The organism is Bacillus sp. AFS059628 (assembly GCF_002571225.1).
Taxonomy (GTDB): Bacteria; Bacillota; Bacilli; order Bacillales; family Bacillaceae_G; genus Bacillus_A.
Genome location: NZ_NVEC01000008.1, coordinates 132,813 through 153,566, shown reverse-complemented (window position 1 = coordinate 153,566; position 20,754 = coordinate 132,813). Strand labels below are relative to the sequence as shown.

The 20,754-nt window shown below is 35.3% G+C and carries 25 protein-coding genes; 15 read left to right on the top strand and 10 right to left on the bottom strand.

Features of this window, described 5'->3' with window-relative positions; translation table 11 throughout:
- The first annotated feature begins 39 nt into the window (after window positions 1-39).
- The 6 genes from COL05_RS05515 (at window position 40) to COL05_RS05490 (ending at window position 5,433) form a co-directional block, all read left to right on the top strand.
- Window positions 40-1,980: a BglG family transcription antiterminator gene (locus COL05_RS05515; protein ID WP_098667868.1), complete on the top strand. Its 1,941-nt coding sequence runs from the start codon at window positions 40-42 to the stop codon at window positions 1,978-1,980.
- Window positions 1,981-2,091: 111 nt separating this feature from the next.
- Complete coding sequence (locus COL05_RS05510) at window positions 2,092-2,412, top strand: PTS lactose/cellobiose transporter subunit IIA (RefSeq protein ID WP_070805287.1); 321 nt, start codon at window positions 2,092-2,094, stop codon at window positions 2,410-2,412.
- A gap of 1 nt (window position 2,413) precedes the next feature.
- Entirely contained in the window at window positions 2,414-2,719 is a 306-nt protein-coding gene (locus COL05_RS05505; RefSeq protein ID WP_070805288.1) for a PTS sugar transporter subunit IIB, read from the top strand.
- 74 nt (window positions 2,720-2,793) lie between these two features.
- The gene (locus COL05_RS05500) at window positions 2,794-4,104 is read left to right on the top strand and encodes a PTS sugar transporter subunit IIC (RefSeq protein ID WP_001013061.1); all 1,311 of its coding nucleotides are present in this window, start codon (window positions 2,794-2,796) and stop codon (window positions 4,102-4,104) included.
- Complete coding sequence (locus COL05_RS05495; RefSeq protein WP_000900031.1) at window positions 4,080-4,358, top strand: hypothetical protein; 279 nt, start codon at window positions 4,080-4,082, stop codon at window positions 4,356-4,358. Before COL05_RS05500 ends, COL05_RS05495 begins: the two co-directional genes overlap by 25 nt.
- Window positions 4,348-5,433 (top strand): DUF871 domain-containing protein, encoded by a 1,086-nt coding sequence (locus COL05_RS05490; RefSeq protein WP_098667867.1) that lies wholly within the window; start codon window positions 4,348-4,350, stop codon window positions 5,431-5,433. The genes COL05_RS05495 and COL05_RS05490 overlap by 11 nt, the downstream gene beginning before the upstream one ends.
- Before the next feature lie 154 nt (window positions 5,434-5,587).
- On the opposite strand, the gene entC is transcribed toward COL05_RS05490, so the two are convergent.
- From entC to COL05_RS05470, 4 genes are all read right to left on the bottom strand, one after another.
- Entirely contained in the window at window positions 5,588-6,979 is a 1,392-nt protein-coding gene (gene entC / locus COL05_RS05485; RefSeq protein WP_142337360.1) for a cell wall-binding protein EntC, read from the bottom strand.
- A gap of 447 nt (window positions 6,980-7,426) precedes the next feature.
- Window positions 7,427-8,578 (bottom strand): ABC transporter permease, encoded by a 1,152-nt coding sequence (locus tag COL05_RS05480; RefSeq protein ID WP_407707397.1) that lies wholly within the window; start codon window positions 8,576-8,578, stop codon window positions 7,427-7,429.
- 26 nt (window positions 8,579-8,604) lie between these two features.
- Entirely contained in the window at window positions 8,605-9,279 is a 675-nt protein-coding gene (locus COL05_RS05475; protein WP_000609103.1) for an ABC transporter ATP-binding protein, read from the bottom strand.
- A complete protein-coding gene (locus tag COL05_RS05470) occupies window positions 9,276-10,382 on the bottom strand; it encodes an efflux RND transporter periplasmic adaptor subunit (RefSeq protein WP_098667865.1) in 1,107 nt (368 codons plus the stop codon). The genes COL05_RS05475 and COL05_RS05470 overlap by 4 nt, the downstream gene beginning before the upstream one ends.
- A gap of 211 nt (window positions 10,383-10,593) precedes the next feature.
- On the opposite strand from COL05_RS05470, the gene COL05_RS05465 reads away from it, so the two are divergent.
- The 3 genes from COL05_RS05465 (at window position 10,594) to COL05_RS05455 (ending at window position 13,289) form a co-directional block, all read left to right on the top strand.
- On the top strand, window positions 10,594-11,328 hold the full coding sequence (locus COL05_RS05465; protein WP_098667864.1) for a YwaF family protein: 735 nt from the start codon (window positions 10,594-10,596) through the stop codon (window positions 11,326-11,328).
- 88 nt (window positions 11,329-11,416) lie between these two features.
- Window positions 11,417-12,283: an ABC transporter permease subunit gene (locus tag COL05_RS05460; RefSeq protein ID WP_088308353.1), complete on the top strand. Its 867-nt coding sequence runs from the start codon at window positions 11,417-11,419 to the stop codon at window positions 12,281-12,283.
- A 1-nt stretch (window position 12,284) separates the two neighbouring features.
- Entirely contained in the window at window positions 12,285-13,289 is a 1,005-nt protein-coding gene (locus COL05_RS05455) for an ABC transporter permease (RefSeq protein WP_098667863.1), read from the top strand.
- Between the two features lie 38 nt (window positions 13,290-13,327).
- On the opposite strand, the gene brnQ2 is transcribed toward COL05_RS05455, so the two are convergent.
- The 4 genes from brnQ2 to COL05_RS05435 form a co-directional block, all read right to left on the bottom strand.
- Window positions 13,328-14,644 carry a branched-chain amino acid transport system II carrier protein BrnQ2 gene (gene brnQ2, locus COL05_RS05450; RefSeq protein ID WP_098667862.1) on the bottom strand — a complete coding sequence of 439 codons (1,317 nt, stop codon included), beginning with the start codon at window positions 14,642-14,644 and terminating at the stop codon, window positions 13,328-13,330.
- Window positions 14,645-14,861: 217 nt separating this feature from the next.
- Entirely contained in the window at window positions 14,862-15,431 is a 570-nt protein-coding gene (cotJC, locus tag COL05_RS05445) for a spore coat protein CotJC (protein ID WP_000265273.1), read from the bottom strand.
- A gap of 12 nt (window positions 15,432-15,443) precedes the next feature.
- Window positions 15,444-15,707 carry a spore coat protein CotJB gene (locus tag COL05_RS05440; protein ID WP_000194492.1) on the bottom strand — a complete coding sequence of 88 codons (264 nt, stop codon included), beginning with the start codon at window positions 15,705-15,707 and terminating at the stop codon, window positions 15,444-15,446.
- 8 nt (window positions 15,708-15,715) lie between these two features.
- Window positions 15,716-15,931, bottom strand: a complete 216-nt coding sequence (locus tag COL05_RS05435) for a spore coat associated protein CotJA (protein WP_001046257.1) — start codon at window positions 15,929-15,931, stop codon at window positions 15,716-15,718.
- A 48-nt stretch (window positions 15,932-15,979) separates the two neighbouring features.
- On the opposite strand from COL05_RS05435, the gene COL05_RS05430 reads away from it, so the two are divergent.
- Window positions 15,980-16,393: a VOC family protein gene (locus tag COL05_RS05430; RefSeq protein WP_098258427.1), complete on the top strand. Its 414-nt coding sequence runs from the start codon at window positions 15,980-15,982 to the stop codon at window positions 16,391-16,393.
- A gap of 14 nt (window positions 16,394-16,407) precedes the next feature.
- Entirely contained in the window at window positions 16,408-17,187 is a 780-nt protein-coding gene (locus COL05_RS05425) for a DUF2935 domain-containing protein (protein ID WP_098283355.1), read from the top strand.
- A gap of 18 nt (window positions 17,188-17,205) precedes the next feature.
- Here COL05_RS05425 and ku read toward each other — a convergent pair whose 3' ends face one another.
- A complete protein-coding gene (gene ku / locus COL05_RS05420) occupies window positions 17,206-18,018 on the bottom strand; it encodes a non-homologous end joining protein Ku (RefSeq protein WP_098667860.1) in 813 nt (270 codons plus the stop codon).
- A gap of 338 nt (window positions 18,019-18,356) precedes the next feature.
- Here ku and COL05_RS05415 point away from each other — a divergent pair, with 338 nt between their 5' ends.
- From COL05_RS05415 to COL05_RS05400, 4 genes are all read left to right on the top strand, one after another.
- Window positions 18,357-18,638, top strand: a complete 282-nt coding sequence (locus tag COL05_RS05415) for a YkvA family protein (RefSeq protein WP_000733852.1) — start codon at window positions 18,357-18,359, stop codon at window positions 18,636-18,638.
- Between the two features lie 11 nt (window positions 18,639-18,649).
- Window positions 18,650-19,255 (top strand): DedA family protein, encoded by a 606-nt coding sequence (locus COL05_RS05410; protein ID WP_098667859.1) that lies wholly within the window; start codon window positions 18,650-18,652, stop codon window positions 19,253-19,255.
- Between the two features lie 97 nt (window positions 19,256-19,352).
- Window positions 19,353-19,721 (top strand): DUF3992 domain-containing protein, encoded by a 369-nt coding sequence (locus COL05_RS05405; RefSeq protein ID WP_098667858.1) that lies wholly within the window; start codon window positions 19,353-19,355, stop codon window positions 19,719-19,721.
- Window positions 19,722-19,741: 20 nt separating this feature from the next.
- On the top strand, window positions 19,742-20,086 hold the full coding sequence (locus COL05_RS05400; protein ID WP_098667857.1) for a DUF3992 domain-containing protein: 345 nt from the start codon (window positions 19,742-19,744) through the stop codon (window positions 20,084-20,086).
- Between the two features lie 56 nt (window positions 20,087-20,142).
- Here the strand turns inward: COL05_RS05400 and COL05_RS05395 are convergent, their stop codons facing one another.
- A complete protein-coding gene (locus COL05_RS05395) occupies window positions 20,143-20,559 on the bottom strand; it encodes an S-Ena type endospore appendage (protein ID WP_142337368.1) in 417 nt (138 codons plus the stop codon).
- Between the last annotated feature and the right edge of the window lie 195 nt (window positions 20,560-20,754).

Here is a 20,754-nt window from a genome sequence, read left to right as displayed (position 1 = left end):
CTTTTTCCTTTTTATATATAAATTGCGAGAGGAAGAGCTATGACAAAGGTGCATCAGCGATTAGTTTCTATTTTAGAGGAGTTTTTAGAAGAGAAATCGATGTTAAATCGAGCTTTTTTAGCGAGCCGTTTACATGTATCAACGAAGACGATTCAAAAAGATATAAAGTTATTGAATGATATATTGGAAGAAAACGGAGCAAAAATTGAATCGCAAAGAGGGACTGGATACGAACTAGAAATTATACAAACGAAGAAGTTTGAAGAGTTTTGCGTGAATCTATTTCAAAAACAGACGGAAAAGATCCCAACTTCTTATGAAGAAAGGATAGCGTACATTCTGCAACGTATTTTAACGACAGATGGGTATGTGAAGCTTTCGCAGTTAGCAGAGGAGATTTATGTAAGTAAATCGACTGTAAATTTAATTATGAAAGATGTTACAGATATATGTGGTCGCTATAAATTACAAATTGAAAAGAGACCGTATTATGGTATACGTGTTGTCGGAGAGGAGTTTCGTATTCGTTCTTGTTTATCACAATATGGTTTACCACGTTATGATCATACTCCGTTTCATGAGCAATTTGAACAGAGTGATACATATGTATCGTTACCTCATATACCGCTTATCCGTTCGGTTATATTAAAGTATATTGAAGGAGGAACGATATATTTATCAGATATAGAAATTGATAATTTAGTCATTCATATTGCAATTGCATTAAAGCGTTGTGAAGATCAACATTATATGAAAGGACTAAATGCAGAGCAAGCTGAACTTATCATAAAGAAAGAATATACAATTGCGAAAGCGATTTTAGGGGATTTAGAGAAAGCGTTGCATCTTTCATTTCCCGAAGAAGAAGTTTTATATGTAACGATGCATTTATTAAGTACTGCTGTTACAGCGAAAGACCGTTATGAAAATGTAGAAGAATTATTAGGGAAAGATCTATATGCATTTATGCAACATATTCTCTTTAAAGTAGCGGAAGAACGGAATCTTATTTTTTATTATGATGAGGAATTATTATTTGGATTTGGTGTTCATTTAAAAACATTATTAAACCGTTTGAAGTATAAGTTAAATACGAGAAATCCTCTATTGGCAGAAGTGAAAAAGAATTATCCGTATGCTTTTGAAATTGCGGTTCTCGTTGGAGATATAATTGGTGAATATACGGGAGAATCGATTCCGGAAAGTGAAATTGGTTATATTGCGATTCACTTCGGCGGAGCGATGAGTCGTTTACAAGAACAGAATCAAAAGAAAAGATGTTTATTAGTTTGTGCGACTGGTCAAGGAAGCGCCCAGCTATTGAAATATAAAATTCTATCACAGTTCCGAGATAAATTAGAGATTGTAGGGATTACAGGCTATTATCAATTGAAAGTAGAAGATCTCTACAAAGAAAAGATAGATTGTATTATTAGTACGATTCATATACCAAGTGGTTTGCCTGTACCTGTTATAAAAGTAAATTCAATATTTGATGATAAAGAGATTAAGTCAATTGGTCAGCAGTTGTTTACGAATGTGAATACTAGTGTGCAGCAATATATGAAGGAAGATTTGATTTTCTTAAATCATAGCGCTTCTACGAAGGAAGAGGTTATTCGATTTTTATGTGAGAAAGCTGCTGAGAAAAACTATGTACCAGAAAACTTTTATGAATCTGTTATGGAAAGAGAGAGTACATCTCCTACAGCGGTCGGGAATTTAGTTGCGATTCCACATCCAATGCAGTTATTAAGTGAGAAAACATTTTTGATGTTTTGTACACTTAATAAAGCGGTTGACTGGGGAGATAAGAAAGTACAAGTTATTATTTTATTTAGTGTAAAGCGCAATAATAATGAAGATTTACAAAAGCTTTATGATTTTTTATATGATATTATGTCTAATCAAAATACGATAGAGAAATTAGCTCAGGCTGAAGTGGTTGAAGATTTTCAAGAGATATTATTATCGTTATAAGAGAAGTATATAAAAACTTCCGTTACACAACGGAAGTTTTTTATGTTTAATTGTATGCGTTTTCATAATAAGATAACCATATAGAAAAAAGATAGCTTGGGGGAATTTGAAATGACTGATATGCAAACTCCATTTGCGTTAATTTTACATGGTGGCAACGCGAGAAGCGCGTCACTTGAAGCAATTGCTTTTGCAAGACAAGGAGATTTTGAGAATGCGAGTGAAAAGATGACACTTGCTAGTGAAGAAATTTCAGCAGCTCATCGCATTCAAACAGACTTAATTCAAGAAGAGGCAAGAGGAAATCATGCAGAAATCAGTTTACTGTTAGTGCATGCGCAAGATCATTTAATGAATGCAATTACAGTGAAAGAACTTGCTGAAGAATTTATCACTCTTCATAAACGAATAGAAGAGAAAGTGACAGTATAAGATGTACATTTTATTATGTTGCGCAGCAGGCATGTCAACGAGTATGGTTGTAAGAAAAATGCAAGAAGAGGCAATGAAACAAGGGAAGAATTATAAAATTAAAGCAGTTGATTCAGAACTTGTGAAACTGGAGATAAAAAATGCTGATGTTGTTTTAATCGGACCACAGGTGAAGTATTTGCTTCCAGCGGTACAGTTTCTTGCGAAGTCATACGATATACCAGTTGCAATTATAGAGCAACGAGATTATGGCATGTGTGACGGTTTGAAAGTATTGAAACAAGCAGAACAATTAGTTTTAGCATAATTATATTTTTTTAAATATAAACATTATAATGTTATAACTTTATTTCATAGTAAGGAAAAAGAGGAGGGGTATTGATGAATGGTTTTATGAGTTTTATGGAACAAAAGATTATGCCAACAACGCAAAAGATTGCAGGACAACGACATTTATTAGCAATTCGAAACGGAGTTATTTCTACATTGCCGTTAACGATTGTCGGATCATTTTTCGTTATCTTTTTAAATTTACCAATTGATGCATATATGGAGTGGATTGCACCGTTTCGTCATATTTTAGATATTCCATTCCGATTTACAGTAGGTTTAATGGCGCTATACGCAGCATTTGGGGTAGGAGCTTCACTCGCCAACTTTTATCAGCTCAATCAGTTAAGTGCAGGGTTGTTATCTGTACTCGCCTTTTTACTAGCATCAGTTGAACCAATTCAAATTACGAAAGCTGTACCAGGTGTTATTGATGCAGGTAGATATATTTCAGTAGGAACATTAAGTGCAACATCTTTATTCGGAGCAATTGTTACAGCCTTAATTGCAGTAGAAATTTATCATTTTATGATTAAGCATAATATCTCGATTAAATTACCAGATAGTGTACCACCAGCAGTTTCAAATTCGTTTGCAGCATTAATTCCAACTTTAGTCGTTATTCTTTTATTCTGGGGTATTCGTTACGGTTTAAAATTTGATGTAAATACAACAATCACATATTTAATCGCACCACTAAAATCAGTATTAGTAGGAAATAATTTATTCGGCGGTTTATTAACAGTATTCTTAATCGTGTTCTTCTGGTCATTCGGTATACATGGCCCTGCGATTTTAGGACCAATCATTCGTCCGATGTGGGATTCAGCAATTCTTGAAAATATGGAAGTATTCACAGCTACAGGAAATGCACATCAATTACCAAACTTATTTACAGAGCAATTTATTCAATGGTTCGTATGGATCGGTGGATCAGGCTCAACGTTAGCTTTAGTTATTATGTTTATGTTCTCTAAATCTAAGTTCCTAAAAGAGTTAGGTAGATTATCATTTGTGCCAGGCTTATTCAATATTAACGAACCGATTATTTTCGGGGCACCAATTGTAATGAACCCAATCTTAATTATTCCATTCGTTATTACACCGTTAGTGACAACGACAGTATCATATTTCGCAGTTGTTTCAGGGATGATTCCGCTGATGATGGCGAAATTGCCATTTACGATGTTAGCACCAATTGCAGCGGTTATTAGTACGGACTGGACAATTATGGCTGGTGTACTTGTACTTGTTAACTTTGTTATCTCATTCGTTATTTATTATCCGTTCTTCAAAATGTATGAGAAACAACAAGTAGCAGGAGAGGAGAAAGAAAAATGCTCGGAGCAATTATCATCTTAATTACATTCGTAGCGGGGCAATGTATTGCGCATTATTCAAAATGGGTACAAAGTAAATCTTTATTGGTTTTACTACTCGTATCAATTTTATTTATCGGTTGTTCAATGGGTGCTTATGTAATGTTAGGATTACAATCACCATACGTAATTATTGTACCAACGATTTTATGTGCAACATGTTTATCTGCAAAATATAGATTTACGAGCATGGCATTAATACAACGTGTGAAGGAGATGCAAAAGCATGGAGCGTAAATTAGGAATTTCACTTTATCCAGAGCATTCAACGAAAGAACAAGATATGGCATACATTTCGGCAGCGGCACGCCACGGTTTTTCAAGAATATTCACATGTCTTTTATCCGTGAATCGTCCGAAAGAAGAAATTGTAGCTGAATTTAAAGAAATTATTAATCATGCAAAAGATTATAATATGGAAGTTATTTTAGATGTAGCTCCGGCGGTATTTGATCAACTTGGTATTAGCTATAGCGATCTATCATTCTTTGCGGAGTTAGGTGCAGATGGTATTCGTTTAGATTTAGGTTTTGACGGATTAACAGAAGCGAAAATGACGAATAATCCGTACGGCTTAAAAATTGAACTAAACGTAAGTAATGATATTGCATACTTAGAAAATATTCTTTCGCATCAGGCAAATAAACCAGCTTTAATTGGTTGCCATAACTTCTATCCGCAAAAATTCACTGGTCTTCCGTATGATTATTTCATTCGCTGTAGTGAACGTTTTAAAAAACACGGTATTCGCACGGCAGCGTTTATTACGTCACATGCAGCTAACATCGGTCCGTGGGATATTAATGACGGATTATGTACGTTAGAAGAGCATCGTAACTTACCGATTGAAGTACAAGCGAAACATTTATGGGCGACAGGGCTTATTGATGACGTTATTATCGGAAATGCTTATGCGAGTGAAGCAGAGTTAGAGAAACTAGGAAACTTAAATCGTTACATGTTACAGCTAAAGGTACACTTTGTAGACGAAGCGACTGAAGTAGAAAAGAGAGCCACGCTACAAGAATTACATGTAAGACGCGGTGACATAACAGAATATATGGTACGTTCTACAGAAGTGCGTAAAAAATACAAAGACTATGACTTCCCAGTGCGCGAAAGTGTATTACAGGAAAGAGGGCAAGTTGTAATTGGTAACAATTCATTTGGTAAGTATAAAGGTGAACTGCAAATCATTCTAAAAGAAATGCCGATAGATGAACGGAAAAATATTGTCGGCACAATTGCAGAAGAAGAGTTATTCTTACTAGATTATGTAGGAGCTTGGACACAGTTTACTTGCGTGGAATAGAGAAGTGCAAGAAGAGGATGCTGTGGCATCCTCTTTTTTCTTTTGAAATGGTAGTCTATCGTATATAGAATTGGACGGGAGTGAAGGAGAAAGAATGTAAGAATCATAAAAAAGGGTCAGCCTCAATAATGAGACTGACTCTTTTTTATACGAACTAGTTTAATACTTTAACTGTAACTGTTTTACGTCCCCAGTTACTAGATGTGCCTTTATCTGGCATTAAAACGTCGATTTTATTTCCTTTAATAGCTCCACCAGTATCACCAGCGATTGCTACTCCGTAACCTTCAACCCATACTTTTGAACCTAATGGAATGACACTTGGGTCAACTGCAATAAGTTTCATATTTGGATTAGCTGTTAAGTTGTGACCTAAAGCTGATTTTACTTGGTCGCCTGCTTTATAACCATTTTCAAGTGGATCTGCTGTGTAAGCTGTTGCTACAACGCGTAGTTCACGAGAAGATGAAGGTGCACTTGTTTCAGTTTCTTTTGCAACAGGTTGTTGTGTAGCAGGTTTTTGAGCTTTAGCCGCTTCACGAGCTTTAGTTGCCTCTTGAGCTTTAGCTGCTTCACGAGCTTCAGCTGCTTCTTGAGCTTTAGCTGCTTCACGAGCTTCAGCCGCTGCTTGAGCTTTAGCTGCTTCACGAGCTTTAGCTGCCTCCTCGGCTTTAGCCGCTGCTTGAGCTTCAGCTGCTTCTTGAGCTTTAGCTGCTTCACGAGCTTTAGCTGCTTCTTGAGCCTTAGCTTCTGCTTGAGCTTCAGCTGCTGCCTGAGCCTTAGCTTCTGCCCCGGCTTTAGCTGCTTCACGAGCTTTAGCTGCTTCTTGAGCCTTAGCTTCTGCTTGAGCTTCAGCTGCTTCACGAGCTTTAGTTGCTTCTTGAGCTTTAGCTTTTGCTTGAGTTTCAGCTGCTTCACGAACTTTAGCTGTATCTTGAACTTTAGTTGTTTTTTCAGCTTTAACTACTGGTTGTACTTTAATTGGAGCTTTACCTGTTAAGTAAGGAACATGAACATAAGCTGTTTTTCCGTTATATTCAAATTGGATCCAATCATTTTCAACTTGGTGTGTTGTTTCAATTACATCATCTTGTTTCAATTTACCAAGAATTTCTGAGTCTGTGTTTGCACCAGCACGTACGTTTAATACGTTAGCTGTTACGTAGTAAGTGTCTTTTGTATAGTCAGCGCTAATGAAAGCTTCTTTACCGCTATTCAATTTCACTTTTGACCATCCGTTTTCTGTATGTAAAACATTTACTTTATATCCATCTAATAATTTTCCTACAACTTTTGATTCAGTAGTTGGGTTTTCTCGTACATTTAGTACATCAGTCGTTACGATTGTTTCTGCTTTAGCAGATGTTGTGAAAATCCCAAGACCAAAAACCGCTGCTGTTGCTATACCCATAAATTTTTTCATAATAGCCTCCATTGCATTTGTTTTCGTTGACCTCATTATAGCAACCATAATTTTCTTATTTGCGAAAAACATAAAATTACAAAGGTTTCGTAACGGGTCATTAATATTCTGTAATAATTCCAGTAATATCCTAAAAGCGCTTTCTTTTAGTTTATAGGGGAGGTTAGAGCATCTAATACATAAAAAGGGGAGTATTTCAATTTCTAATAGGTTAATATTGTTTCGTTAGTGTTACTTAATTATTTCGTAATCATTACAAAAATGATGTTTTTTCTATTGAAACAGGAAAGTAGTTATGTAAAAATAACTATTTTAGTTGTGGAGAAATAGAAATGGGGTGAAATTTAATGAAATATCGCTACAATTGTTACAAAATAAGTCGAGGTATGGAAAAAATTACGCCTTGATTTTAGTCTTTCACATATTATTTTTGTGATAATAGGATTTTATAATAGCTTTAGTAATTTGAAGTAGTTAAAGGTATGTATAGGATGAAACATATATAATAGAAGAAACACGATTTAATAGATAAATAAAAAAACGTAGGAGTGTGAATTCCTACGTTTTTGTTTATTCATATCGTAAACATTCAATTGGATCCAGTTTTGCAGCTTTGTTAGCTGGCAGTAAACCGAATATAATACCGATTAACATGGAGATACCTACTGCAAGAAGTCCAAGTTCTTTTGAGACAACGAGTGGCCATCCGGCAAAGATGGAGACGATCCAAGCGAAGAAGATACCGAGCATGAAACCGATGAAACCACCGAGTCCTGTTAAAATACAAGATTCAATTAAGAATTGTGTTAATACTTTACCACGCGTTGCGCCAAGAGCTTTACGAATACCGATCTCACGTGTACGCTCTGTTACAGATACAAGCATAATGTTCATTACACCGATACCACCAACAAGTAAGGAGATAGCGGCAATACCACCGAATACCATTTTCATCATACCGATAGATTCGTCTAATTGCTTCGTAAATTCACCTAAGTCTTGTGCTTTGAATTTATTTTCAAATTTAGGAGCTTTCATTTCGTTTAAAACGGAAACGGCTTGTTTTTCTACACTTTTACGTTCTGTTGGTGAGGTCATTGTTAATTTTACAGAGTCATACTCAGTTACTCCTGAAATGACAGGGACATTTTCAAGTGACGTATACCCTTCAGGCATAGGCATTCCGAATTCATTTTTCGTTTCGTAAACACCGACTACCTTATACGGCTTTCCTTTTATATCAGTGTATAAGTTTGATTCCCAACCATTAAATAATTTATTGAAAGCTTCTTCATTTAATATAACAGCAGGGATTGCTTGTTTTAATTCGCTGTCGTTTAATTCGCGACCGTGAACTAATTTTATTTTCGAATCTGTCATGAAGTCGCCTGTTCCACCTATTAAATCAAGAGAGACATCTTTTGAACCAGAAGCTGCTTTTACTTTCATACGTACATCTGGATACACATCCTTAACGCCTGGAACAGTTTGAAGACGTTTTAGCATATCAGCTGTAATTTTGGCAATATCTGTTCCATAGTCAGAGTTGTCGTAGTAAATCGTTATTTCATTATCTTTTCCTTGGCCTAATTCTTTTTTAAACTTTGCGTTTGTACCATCACCCATTGAAATGATAGTAATAATGGCACTAATACCGATAATAATTCCTAGCATCGTTAAGATAGAACGCATTTTATGGGCAAAGATAGAGGAAAGGGCCATGCGTATATTTTCACTCGTGTTCAAAATTAACCTCTCCAATCTTGGACGATATTTCCGTCACGAATTACAATTTGACGTGCTGCAGCTTCCCCAATTTCACGATCGTGAGTAATCATAATGATTGTTGAGCCTTGTTTGTTTAATTCGTAAAAGAGGTCCATAATTTGTGTACTTGTTTTCGTATCAAGTGCCCCCGTAGGTTCATCGGCTAAAATGAACTTTGGATTATTTACAATTGCACGTGCAACTGCGACACGTTGTTTTTGTCCACCTGATAATTCGTTCGGTAAGTGAGTAGCGCGATCAGCTAAACCTACTTTTGTTAAAGCGGCTAATGAGCGCTCACGTCTTTCTTTTTTATCAACTCCAGCGTAAATAAGAGGTAGCTCTACATTTTGAAGTGCTGTAAGTCTCGGTAATAACATGAAGTTTTGGAATACGAATCCGATCTCTTTATTACGAACGCGTGCAAGTTCTGTTTCAGACATGTTTGAAATGTTTTGCCCAGCTAGTTCGTACGTACCTGTCGTTGGTTTATCTAAACAACCGATAATGTTCATTAATGTTGATTTACCAGAACCAGATGGTCCCATAATAGAAGTGAATTCTCCTTGGTTCAGTGTTACGTCAATTCCGTGTAATATTTGAACGGATTCTGCACCATTTTGGAAGGATTTCGTGATGCCTTTTAAGTTAATCATTCAACGACAACCTCCATACCATCTTTTAAGTCTTTTTCAGGTTTAGAGATAATTTGTTCTCCTTTTTTCACTCCAGAAACTTTTGCTTCGCTATCAGTCTCGAATTCAACAGTAACTGCTTGTTCTTTCGCTTTACCGTCTTTTACGAGGAAGACAACATTTTTGTCACCTTTTTTCACGATGCTGCTTTTGGGAACAATTGTGCCAGTTGCTTCGCCAGATTTACTTGTTACGTAAACGTGGAAGCCGTTTTGTAATTCTTCACTATTATCTAATGTGACCGTGAATTGATAGTTAGAAACTGTTTTGTTTTCATCCATACTCTTTAATGGTGTAGAACCGATTTCTGTTACTTTTCCTGTCCAAGTCTTACCAGCGACCGTTTTTGAAGAAACAGTTACTTCTTGCCCAACTTTCATACTAGCAAGCTCATATTCAGAAAGTTGACCTTTTACTTTAAATGGACCAGCGTGACGAAGTGTAATGCCGCTCATACCTGTTTTTTCATCAGCAGTTTTTACGATGTCATCAATTACGCCATCAGTAGGGCTCGTTACAGAAAGTGTGTTTACTTTCTCTTTTGCCGCTTTAATCATCTCATCAGCTTTTTCAACTTCAAACTTCTTCATTTCAAGTTGTGATTCTAATTGTTGTACTTCAATTTCTGATGTTTTTAATGCTTCAGCAGGAAGGCCTGCATTTTTATCTTTTTGTAATTTTTGTTTCGCTGCATCAATTTGTTTTTGGAACAATGTTACTTCTTTTTGTGCGATTTTCTTTTGCATTTCTGCTTCTGTTACACCTTGTTTAGCAGCAGGGTCATTGTATTTAAAAAGGAGTTGCCCTTTTTTTACTTCATCGCCTTTTTTTACAGCTAATTCATACGTACCTTTTGTTGGATCGAATGAAATTGTTTCGATGCCGTTTGGAATGACTTCTCCGCCAAATTTTTGCGCGTTTTCAATCTGTTTTTCTGTTACTTTATATCCGCTATATGCCATTGCTACTTCTGAACCACCGCCGCCAGCAAATGCAAAGTATGATCCAGCTGCAATTCCGATTGCTACTACACTAGTAATTAACACTTTATTTTTCTTCTTCATCTATTTATCACCTTTTCGTTCGTTTTAGTATCTACATTAAGTATAGAAGAGGTAAAGAATCTGACAAATCGTTTTAGCTTACAATAACCTTACAGTTTTGTAAGGTATGAATATGTAAATGTAAGGTAGAGCTTGTCCCAGTGTAAGCAAATGAATTGACTCGTTGTTTCTTTCTTACAATAATATTGTATGAAGGAGAGGAGGAAGGAAGATGGAAGCTTATTTTAGTGCGCATCCATTAAAACCGTTTATTCCCTACTCAAGGCAACATGCCATTATATTATTTATTATGTTGGTGGGAATCGTTTTTTTATATCAATACCAAGATGTATTACGTCAAAATGAGTGGAATATAACGGTTCGATATGCGATTGCATTTTTATTTATAGGGAGTGAAATTGGACTGCATATGTGGGAGTGGAAAGCAGGGATTTTTGAGCTAGCCACTTCATTACCGTTTGAGTTATGTACGATTAGTTTATTATTAGCGTCGATTATGATTATAACGAAAAGTTATCGCATATATGAGATTGTATTTTTCACAGGAATTATTGGTGCATCACAAGCCATTTTAACACCGAACTTGCAATATGCTTTTCCGCATTTTCGTTTCATTGAATATTTTGTCGCACATATACTGCTCATTTGGGCGCCACTCTTTATGACTTGGGTGGAAGGGTATCGTCCTACATTACAATCTATTAAACGCACGATGATCTTTTTAAACATATTGATTCCAATTGTTTCGTTTGTAAATTATAAAACAGGTGGTAATTATATGTTTTTAGCCCATAAGCTAGAAACAGCTTCCTTACTTGATATGTTAGGACCGCATCCTTACTATATTATTTCATTAGAAATAGCTGCGCTTATTGGATGTTTTATTTTATATATGCCATTTGCGAAAAGAGAAAAACAGTTACACAAAGAATCGTTAGGGTCATAACCTAGCGATTTTTCATGTGTTAAATATTTACAATTCAGAAAATTAAGAATAAAATTAAGGGGTAAATTATAGAGAGAGAAGGGCGAAAATGGTCAAAAAAGTATTTTTGAATGGGATGGAAGTGACGTTTCAATTTCTTATTTCGATTTTGGGTATTATTTGTTTAGGGACATTGCCGAAACTATTTTATGGATTTGAGCTGCATGCATCACAGTACATAAAGAGTTTACAAGAAGTGTTTGTGAATTTAATGGACATCTCCAATTTTAAATATGTGGGAGATAAATTTTTATTTCCACAGTTGTTTGTCCATTATAAAGAAACAATTGTTATATTTTTAGCTGCTTTTTTCATTTCATTATTTGTAGCATTTTGTATTGTTTATGTAATTATGAGTAGTTCACCACGTATACAACATCGAATTAAATCATTTCTTATCTTCCTAGAATCCATTCCAGATATCCTTCTTATTTTAGTATCACAAATTTTAGTTGTATGGTTTTTTAAACAAACAGGTTTTTTACCTTTTCAAATTGCTTCAATTGGAGGCGAGTCGATTAGGGGGTTGCCAATATTGTGTTTGAGCATCCCGACTACGATTATGTTTGTAAAAATGGTCGTGCTTCGTTTTGAAAATGAACTAGAAAAAGATTATGTACTATTTGCTAAGGCGAAAGGGCTGGGGCGCTTTCATATTTTAAATCGTCATATTTTACGAAATGTGTTGCTTAGTACATTATTCTTTGCGAAAACGAATATCTTTTTTATGTTATCTAATTTATATATTATAGAATGGATTTTTAATACGGGTGGTATTTTTATGTTTTTGAAATCTTATTTCGGTATTAGAGTTGAGGTTTTCATCGTTAGTGTGCTTCTTATATATATTCCGATTTTTATTTTATTTAAATTGTTTCATTATCTCATTCCGGCTGCGATGAAGGAGAGATTATAATATGTGGACGTATATAAAACGTGATAAAAGATTTTGGATAAGCATTGGGTTTCTTCTCCTATTAGTTCTTTTGAGCATCGGAAATACGTTATGGAATGATGGACATATTAGACAAGTTACATTGCAATATGATGCGGATGAAAATCCACAAGTGCCACCGTTTCCACCTTCATTACAATTTTTACTCGGGACAGACCGGAAAGGGTATGACTTGTTACATTTAGTCATTGAGGGCGCGAAGTGGACGATTGGTATATCTATTTTAATTGCGGCACTTAGAATGGTAATAGGTGTGTTTTTCGGTGTCGTACTCGGAACGTATATAAAAAGAGGATTTTCAAAAATTGAGGCTTTCTTTGATAGTTTTACAGTTATTCCGACAGTTATGATTGCGTATTTTTTTCTTCAATCTGCAAATGCATTTGGAAGCGGAGAGGAGACAACAACCTTTTTTGAAAGGGCTTCGTTTCAAGTGGTATTACTTGTACTGCTTGTAATGCCAGTTATTGCACTGTATGTTGCGAAGGAAGTTCGTAAATTGCGAACGGAAGAATTTGTTGATGCCGCGCGCATATTAGGTGGATCGAGAAGACATATTGTTATAAAACATCTTTTTCCGCATCTTTATATGCCGTTTATACTCGTATTTCTTCAGCAGTTTACGCAGACTCTTACTATTTTACTGCACTTAGGATTACTTGAAGTGTTCTTTGGTGGGACTGTAATGTTTGGTGGACAAATAAAAGAGGTGGAATCTTATACGCATGAATGGTCAGGTTTAATTGGAGTATACTTTAGGTCATTAACAGTGAATCCGTGGATCCCTCTCGTTCCGATTACATTTTTTGGATTTACTATTTTTTCAGGAAATATGATTGTAAAAAGTATCGAAGAGGCGATGATGAAAGTCAGGTTAGGAGGAGAGATAAAGAAGGACGTTGTAGAAGAGGAACAATCTGCTGTGCAGTCAAAAGAAGAGTTATTTACTTTTAAACATACGATGTGAAAAGAAGCAAGCATGTATTTCATGCTTGCTTCTTTTCTTTATTTTGTAGAAACTTCACCTTCAGCTTCTGTTTGCGGAATATAGTATCCGATTATACCACCTATGATTGCTGGAATAATCCAGCCGATTCCTAAGTTATAAAACGGAATAGTGTGTACGATATTAGTGATAAAACCTGGTATCAATTCCACATTATCAAGTGCATGAATACAGCTAATAATGAATGCTGCGATCATTGCTCCGATGTAGACAGAAGGTTTACGTTTCGTATATTTATCAATAAATGATACGAAAATTAAAATGATCGTAATTGGATATAAAATAATTAATACAGGTAATGTAATTTTGATTAATAAACTTAATCCTAAGTTTGAAACCACGAAGCTAAAAATACAAACGTATAGTACGAGCTTTTTGTAAGAAACGTTCGTTAGTACTGTTGCAAAATAGTTGGCGAATGCACTTACAACGCCGATTGCTGTTGTTAAACAAGCGAAGATGATGGCGATACTTAATAAAACATTACCGCTTGTCCCAAAGAATTGGTACATAACAGTAGCTAATAGTTGACCACCGTTCTCGAATTGCCCTAAGTTGCCGTTTGAAGCACCGATATAACCGAGTAAGAAATAAACAAGTGTTAAAAATAGAGCTGCAATGCTACCGCAAATAATTGTATATTTCGCAATTGATTTCTTCTCTTGTATCCCGTTTTGGCGAATTGCATTTACAACAATCGTTGATAATACAAGTGCTCCAATTGCATCTAACGTTAAAAATCCTTCAAGAAATCCTTTGAAAAATGGGATTTCTTTATAGTCACCAACAGGTTCTGTAAACGTTCCTGGTGAAAGAATCGCTTTTGTTGCCATAATTGCAATAATTCCAAGTAAAATTGGCGTTAATATTTTTCCGATATGATCTACTAATTTTGATGGATTTAATGATAAGAAGTAGACAACTGTAAAGAAAATTGCACTAAAGATTAACATAGAGTACCATTGGTCCGGGAAAAGTGGTGCAATCCCAATTTCGTAAGATACAGATCCAGTTCGTGGAATAACAAATAGTGGGCCGATTGAAAGATAAATAATGATAGCGAATACTGCTGCGAATTTTGGATGAACACGGCTTGCTAACGTGTTAAAACTACCACCGGCAAGGGCAACAGCGACGATAGCTAGTAAAGATAAACCGACGTCTGTAATAATAAATCCTGTAATGGAAACCCACATATTTTCTCCGGAAGAAAGACCGAGAAGGGGCGGGAAAATCATATTACCAGCACCGAAGAAAACTGCGAATAGCAATAAACTAATCGAGAGTATTTGCGCTGGTTTTAAAATTGTACGCATATAAAGAAAATCCTCCTAATGAGTATTTTTGTCGAAAATTCAAACAATTTGTCGAGTAACTGTTACTATTTTAAAGGTCTGATGACTAGAAAGCAATAGGGAATTTTGAAAAAATTAAAAAATAATGCATTAAATCGAATAAATATACTATTTATATGTTTAATAGGAAGGATTTAACTTTAAACGTAAAAAAACACATACCGCTAGGATACGTGTTTTAAAAAAATATTTTTTTATCACGTTCTTCTTTTAAAATTTCTACCGCTTCTCGGAAACGTTGTGAATGGACAATTTCTCGTTCACGTAAGAAGCGTAGGCTGTCATTTATATCTGGATCATCTGATAAGTTAATAAGCCATTGATATGTTGCGCGTGCTTTTTCTTCAGCCGCAATATCCTCATATAGATCGGCAATTGGATCACCTTTAGCTTGTATATAGGTTGCAGTAAATGGAACACCAGCAGCGTTATGGTAGTGAAGTGCACTATCATGATCAGCGTAATGAGGGTCAAGACCAGCAGCTTTCATTTGTTCAGGAGTCGCATCTTTCGTCAGCTTATAAACCATCGTAGCAATCATTTCAAGATGTGCAAATTCTTCTGTACCAATATCAGTAAGGAGACCAATGACTTTATCAGGAATTGTATAACGTTGATTTAAGTAACGGAGTGCAGCAGCTAATTCTCCATCTGCACCGCCATATTGCTCAATTAATAATTTTGCAAGTGCTGGATTGCAAGTTCCCACTTTAACGGGGTATTGTAATTTCTTTTCATAAATCCACATAGTTTCTCTCCTTTATATTTGCCATGGCCAAGGACCTTTGCTCCATTCCCAAGGGGCATTAGAATAGCTATTTCCAAACTGCTGGAGTGGCCCGTATTTTTCTTCCATCTTTTGTTTTAATACTCTCCGTTTATAGGAAAAGTCATTAAATTGATTAATAGCAGCGGTGTCATCTGGATGTGTATCTAAATAAAGAGTGAGTTCGACTAGTACAAAGTCTAGTTCTTGAAGCTCCAGTAACAGCTGATAATATTCTTCTGGTAGCGATTGAGTCACGTCAGTAGTCACCGCCCTTTTTTATAAGGATTTTCATAATAGTCATAAAAAACAGGCCATAAAGTCCCTTTTTGGAGTGCTTCTTTTGGCGTGAATTGCGGTAAGTTTGGCGGTTGAAAGCCTAAAAATAAATTAGGAGGAGTAGAATAATATTTTTTTCCGATAGGAGGACAAGGATCGAGAGGGCTATGATAGGGCACAAATGATCTCATATATTTATTCACGAATAAACCTCCTTACATGTTCATTACTACGTATTGTATTCAGACATAATGAGCATTTATGACACATATAAAAAAGTAATAGGTACGGGGGGAATGAATGTGGAGACTGTGAAACAATTCATTGTATTGGAAGTAAAGAACTTAAAGGAAACTCTGTATTTTTATGAAGGGATTTTAGGGATAACACCTAGTTCAGAAAGGCCGCAATTAGATATTACAGGGGTTTGGTATGATACCGATTCAACGAGAATTAGTTTTGTGATGAATCGCAGTTTGGGCGGGCGTGAGAAGAGTGTTACGGACTCAGTTGATGTTCTAACGTTTTCAATTTCTAACATAGAGAATGTAAAGAAGAGGTTAGTATTTTATAAAATCGCATATACAGAAAAAGAAAGTGAGAAAAGTATTGTAGTACAAGACCCGGATGGATATAAACTTCAAGTGGTAGAGAAGGGTGAATAGACGGAGGGGATTTAGTGGAGAGAAATTATGAAGAAAGTGCGTTGTTTGAGCATCAATTTTGGCTAAAGGTACTTACTGATCATGCACAATTTTTACTGGATGCATTAGCTCCGAAGGAAAAAGAGGATATAAAGAAAGCTACTTACTTTGTTGAAACATTTACGAATTTGTTAAATAAAGTTCGGAATGTAAATCTGATGGCATTCTCAAAAGAGGCTGAACAAGCTGCTAAGGAAATTCGGGCGTTTAAATTAAATATTATACAGAAGCAGTTGGAAGGGAAAATTACGATTCATTTTACGCCAACTTTTATTAATCATATGGTAAACGAAGTGGAAGAGTATATAACAGTTTTAGAGTTTCTGAAGAAAGGGGAAGTTCCGCCTGTTTTTCATGAATTGCATTATCATCTCGTTTGGTTAACGGATGCGGCTGGTCATGCGGGTTCTATTTCTGGTGGGCTAGATCTTGTTGAAAAAAGATTGAAAGAGAAAAGCGAAGAATTTACGAAGCATTTTGAACAATTTTACTTAAAGGCAGTTGAGATGACTGGATATTTACGAACGGAGCTTCATCATTTTCCAGCATTAAAGAAGTTTACAAAAGATGTTTCACTTGAATTGAAACTATTTTCGCATTTTTTACATGAAGTGGAAGAGCTCGAGTTATCGAATGAAGTATTAAGTGTATTATCAGCTAGAATGGCAGATCATATGGCAAGAGAGGAATGTTACTACTTATTAAAACTAGCTCAATCGTCTGGACTTGAAATGCCGAAATGTAATCCGCTTTAAAGAAAAAAGAGGTCAATTTTATTTGGCCTCTTTTTCTGTTTTATTGTCTCTTTTTATTTTTGCTTGTTCAATGCTTGCCTGTAATGTCTCCATAATATTAATGATGTTCGGAGCTGGAGAGATTGTTTCAGTTTTTTCTTGTTGTTCAATTTTATTCTCGATTAATTCGGTAAGGGCTTCTTTATATTCATCTGTATACATTTCTTGTTCAAAAGGATTTGTAAGGTGGTGGATTAAATTAATTGCTGCGGTGAGTTCTTGTTTTTGGATAGGATAATTTTCGTTACTTGGTAAGTTAGGTATATTTGTTATATCGCGAATTTCATTAGGATAGTGAATGGTTTGTAACATCAGTCCATCTTCAAAGTTACGGATAATAGCTAAATGTTGTTTTTTTCTAATAGAAATATGAATAAGCCCAAGTTTATTTGTACGTTCAAGAGCTTCTTTTAATAATAAATAGGATTTTTCATGTCCTGGGGTAGGGCCTATAAAATAAGAACGGTCATAAAGAACAGAATCGATTTCGTTATTTTGGATAAAAGATATAATACGAATGGATCGTGGTTCGTGAGCTTTTTGCAACTCAGCTAATTCTTTTTCATCCATAATAATGTATTTATGGGGTGCATATTCATAGGCTTTTACAATATCTGTATCATCAATTTCTTCATCCGTACAATCAGGAGCAAATTTTTTATATTTAATAGGTGTTAAGCATTCTTTATGGAGGCTTAAAAATTTTATATCGTTTTCTTCTACGGCACTGTATAGTTTAATTCCTATATTTAATAGTCCAAGTGAAAGTGCACCTTTCCAGACGGTATGCAAATGAAACATCTCCTTTCGTTCAAAAATGGTTATGTATATTATGAGATAGTAAGAAATTTCCTATACGTTTTTTGTTTTTTACGAAAGGGAATGGGATATAAAATATATTGACAAGCCCTCTGAAATATTTTAATGTGAGTGTATAAAATTGTGTATAAAGGGGAGTAACTTATTACAATAAAGTCGTCATTACAGGGAGAAACCCTCGGCTTTATTGGCAACGTTTCGTTGTTAGTGAGACCTTTACCAGCAATGGTAAAGGCCCCTTTCTGTCTTTTTGAGGACCCTTACCATATTTGGTAGGGTCCTTTTCGTATACAAAGAGAGGAGAAATAAAAATGAAAAAACTTATTAGTAGATTAAGAGTTGTATTTCATGTCCGTCGTTTCGTTCCATTTCTATTTGACTTTTTTACTTCAAAAGAGGTTTCAATAAAGAAGAAAATTTTATCTGTTGCTTTTTTAGTTGGGTATGTAGCGATGCCGCTTGATTTAATTCCAGACTTCCTACCGTTTATCGGCATTTTAGATGATATTGGAATTGTGTTATTCATTTTGAACCGAATTGTCAAAATGGCGCCAGTTCAATTACAAGAAAAGCATAACGTAAACGTAGGATAGGAGTTAAAAATATGGAGCAAATGATTTTAGATATAATCGAGTTTTTAAAGCAGTTTTCTTATTTTGGAGTTGTGTTAGCATTAACGTTTGAATTTATTCCAGCAGAAGTCGTTTTACCTATGGTTGGGTATTGGGTATACGAGGGAGATATGAATTTCTGGTTAGCTGTATTAGCTGGGACACTCGGCGGAACAACAGGACCATTAACGTTATACGCCCTCGGTTATTACGGTGGTCGCCCTCTATTAATAAAGTACGGGAAATACTTCTTTATTAAAGAGGAGCAAATTCAAAAAGCAGATGATTTCTTTGAGAAATATGGACCAGTTGTAGCATTTGTGGGACGTTTTGTACCAGGAGTTCGAACACTTATTTCTGTTCCATGTGGTATGGCAAAAATGAACATATGGAAATTTAGTATATATACATTTGTAGCAATGTTCCCGTTAACGACTTTATATGTCTATTTTGGAATGAAATTAGGTCCGCATTGGGAAAAGGCTGCGGATGTTGTTGGACAATATATGCTACCGATATTACTAGTCGTAGTTATTGTTGTAGGTGGTATATTCATCTATAAATTTATGAAAAAAAGAAATAAAACTGAATCTATCTAGTCATTTGAATATTTTTTGAAAATAGATGTATCGTACAGGCAAAAGACTCTGAGGGACATACACATATAGGGAATATAAAAGAGAGAGGGAAATAACTATGTCTTGTGAGTGCTCAGGGTCAGCATTAACTTGTTGTCCAGATAAAAATTATGTACAAGATAAAGTGTGTAGTCCGTGGTCTGCTACTGTAGTTGCAACAGCAATCGATAATGTTCTTTATACAAATAATATTAACCAAAACGTAGTTGGTACTGGTTTTGTTAAATATGATGTTGGACCAGGCCCAATTACTGTAGAGGTGCTTGATTCTGCTGGTACTGTACTAGATACACAAACATTAAATTCAGGAACGAGTATCGGGTTTACGTATCGTCGTTTTGATATTATACAAGTTGTGTTACCTGCAACACCTGCTGGAACGTATCAGGGAGAATTTTGTATTACAACACGTTATTCACTTTCATAGCAGAATAGGAGAGGATCAAAATGGGAATGAGAAGTTCCAGTTTGTCATGTTGTTCTAATAAAACACTTGTGCAAGATCAAGTATGTACAGACTGGTCTATTACAGGTGCTGGTACTCAAATTGTATATACGAATAATATTACACAAGAAGTATATGGTTCAGGTTACGTGAAATATGATGTAGGGGCGGCTCCAATTACAGTTGTTTTTTTAGTAGGCGCTACGGTAGTTGATACTGTTACTGTTCAACCGCAAAGTAGTGGTACTTTCACTGTACGATATTTTACGACTGTTCGAATTACTACGACAGGTACAACTGTTAATCAAGGAGAGTTTTGTATTACTGTACGTTATCCGATTTCATAAAAAAAGCATACCGTAAATGATATGCTTTTTTTATTAAGGAAGTTGAAATTGGTATTTTATAAGCAACATGTAAATTGGCAACAGTACTTACCTTCTAAATATAGTGAAGGATTACTTTGTATATTGATAATCCTGACTGATTCTAAGTCTTTTCCTGCATATGATATTGTATTACCAGGAAACACAGTGAAAACATTAGTTGCTGCTCCAACGATTTGAATTGTAATTGCTTCTGTGCTGCTAGTACTATTGTAAACCGAGACATTACCTGATATAAGTAGTATTCCATCACTTTGCCACAGTATCATTGATTGTGATGCATCTTTGACAGAGGGGATGGTGTTATTCGTTATGAGGAAATTCCCTGCAAATTCATTCGTTACTCGCTCGCAGCTTGGATTTGGAGGAGGGGGCGTTGGACGAGGGTCTGGAAAAATGATAGATAAAGGAGCGAAACAGCCAATATTTTTTATTCTTCAATACAACCCCTCCTTTTAAGTTGTCTTTTACTATTATTAAATGTAGAAGCATGGCTGATGTGTTAAAAAAAGAAGGAAATGTTAAAAATTAAGATTGTCTAATAGGCTTAAACCTTAACTTATCATTAGTGTTATAGAAAAGATTATATGTGAATCATCATAGGAAAAGAATGACCAGACTCTTTTAGA

Coding starts and splice junctions, on each gene's coding strand:
- COL05_RS05510 (WP_070805287.1), top strand. CDS start 2,092: ATGACTGATATGCAAACTCCATTTGCGTTAATTTTACATGGTGGCAAC.
- COL05_RS05470 (WP_098667865.1), bottom strand. CDS start 10,382: ATGAAGAAGAAAAATAAAGTGTTAATTACTAGTGTAGTAGCAATCGGA.
- COL05_RS05405 (WP_098667858.1), top strand. CDS start 19,353: ATGTCTTGTGAGTGCTCAGGGTCAGCATTAACTTGTTGTCCAGATAAA.
- COL05_RS05465 (WP_098667864.1), top strand. CDS start 10,594: ATGGAAGCTTATTTTAGTGCGCATCCATTAAAACCGTTTATTCCCTAC.
- cotJC (WP_000265273.1), bottom strand. CDS start 15,431: ATGTGGATTTATGAAAAGAAATTACAATACCCCGTTAAAGTGGGAACT.
- COL05_RS05480 (WP_407707397.1), bottom strand. CDS start 8,578: ATGGCCCTTTCCTCTATCTTTGCCCATAAAATGCGTTCTATCTTAACG.
- COL05_RS05500 (WP_001013061.1), top strand. CDS start 2,794: ATGAATGGTTTTATGAGTTTTATGGAACAAAAGATTATGCCAACAACG.
- COL05_RS05505 (WP_070805288.1), top strand. CDS start 2,414: ATGTACATTTTATTATGTTGCGCAGCAGGCATGTCAACGAGTATGGTT.
- COL05_RS05475 (WP_000609103.1), bottom strand. CDS start 9,279: ATGATTAACTTAAAAGGCATCACGAAATCCTTCCAAAATGGTGCAGAA.
- brnQ2 (WP_098667862.1), bottom strand. CDS start 14,644: ATGCGTACAATTTTAAAACCAGCGCAAATACTCTCGATTAGTTTATTG.
- COL05_RS05430 (WP_098258427.1), top strand. CDS start 15,980: ATGAGCATTTATGACACATATAAAAAAGTAATAGGTACGGGGGGAATG.
- COL05_RS05460 (WP_088308353.1), top strand. CDS start 11,417: ATGGTCAAAAAAGTATTTTTGAATGGGATGGAAGTGACGTTTCAATTT.
- COL05_RS05415 (WP_000733852.1), top strand. CDS start 18,357: ATGAAAAAACTTATTAGTAGATTAAGAGTTGTATTTCATGTCCGTCGT.
- COL05_RS05455 (WP_098667863.1), top strand. CDS start 12,285: ATGTGGACGTATATAAAACGTGATAAAAGATTTTGGATAAGCATTGGG.
- COL05_RS05515 (WP_098667868.1), top strand. CDS start 40: ATGACAAAGGTGCATCAGCGATTAGTTTCTATTTTAGAGGAGTTTTTA.
- COL05_RS05400 (WP_098667857.1), top strand. CDS start 19,742: ATGGGAATGAGAAGTTCCAGTTTGTCATGTTGTTCTAATAAAACACTT.
- COL05_RS05410 (WP_098667859.1), top strand. CDS start 18,650: ATGGAGCAAATGATTTTAGATATAATCGAGTTTTTAAAGCAGTTTTCT.
- COL05_RS05495 (WP_000900031.1), top strand. CDS start 4,080: ATGCTCGGAGCAATTATCATCTTAATTACATTCGTAGCGGGGCAATGT.
- COL05_RS05490 (WP_098667867.1), top strand. CDS start 4,348: ATGGAGCGTAAATTAGGAATTTCACTTTATCCAGAGCATTCAACGAAA.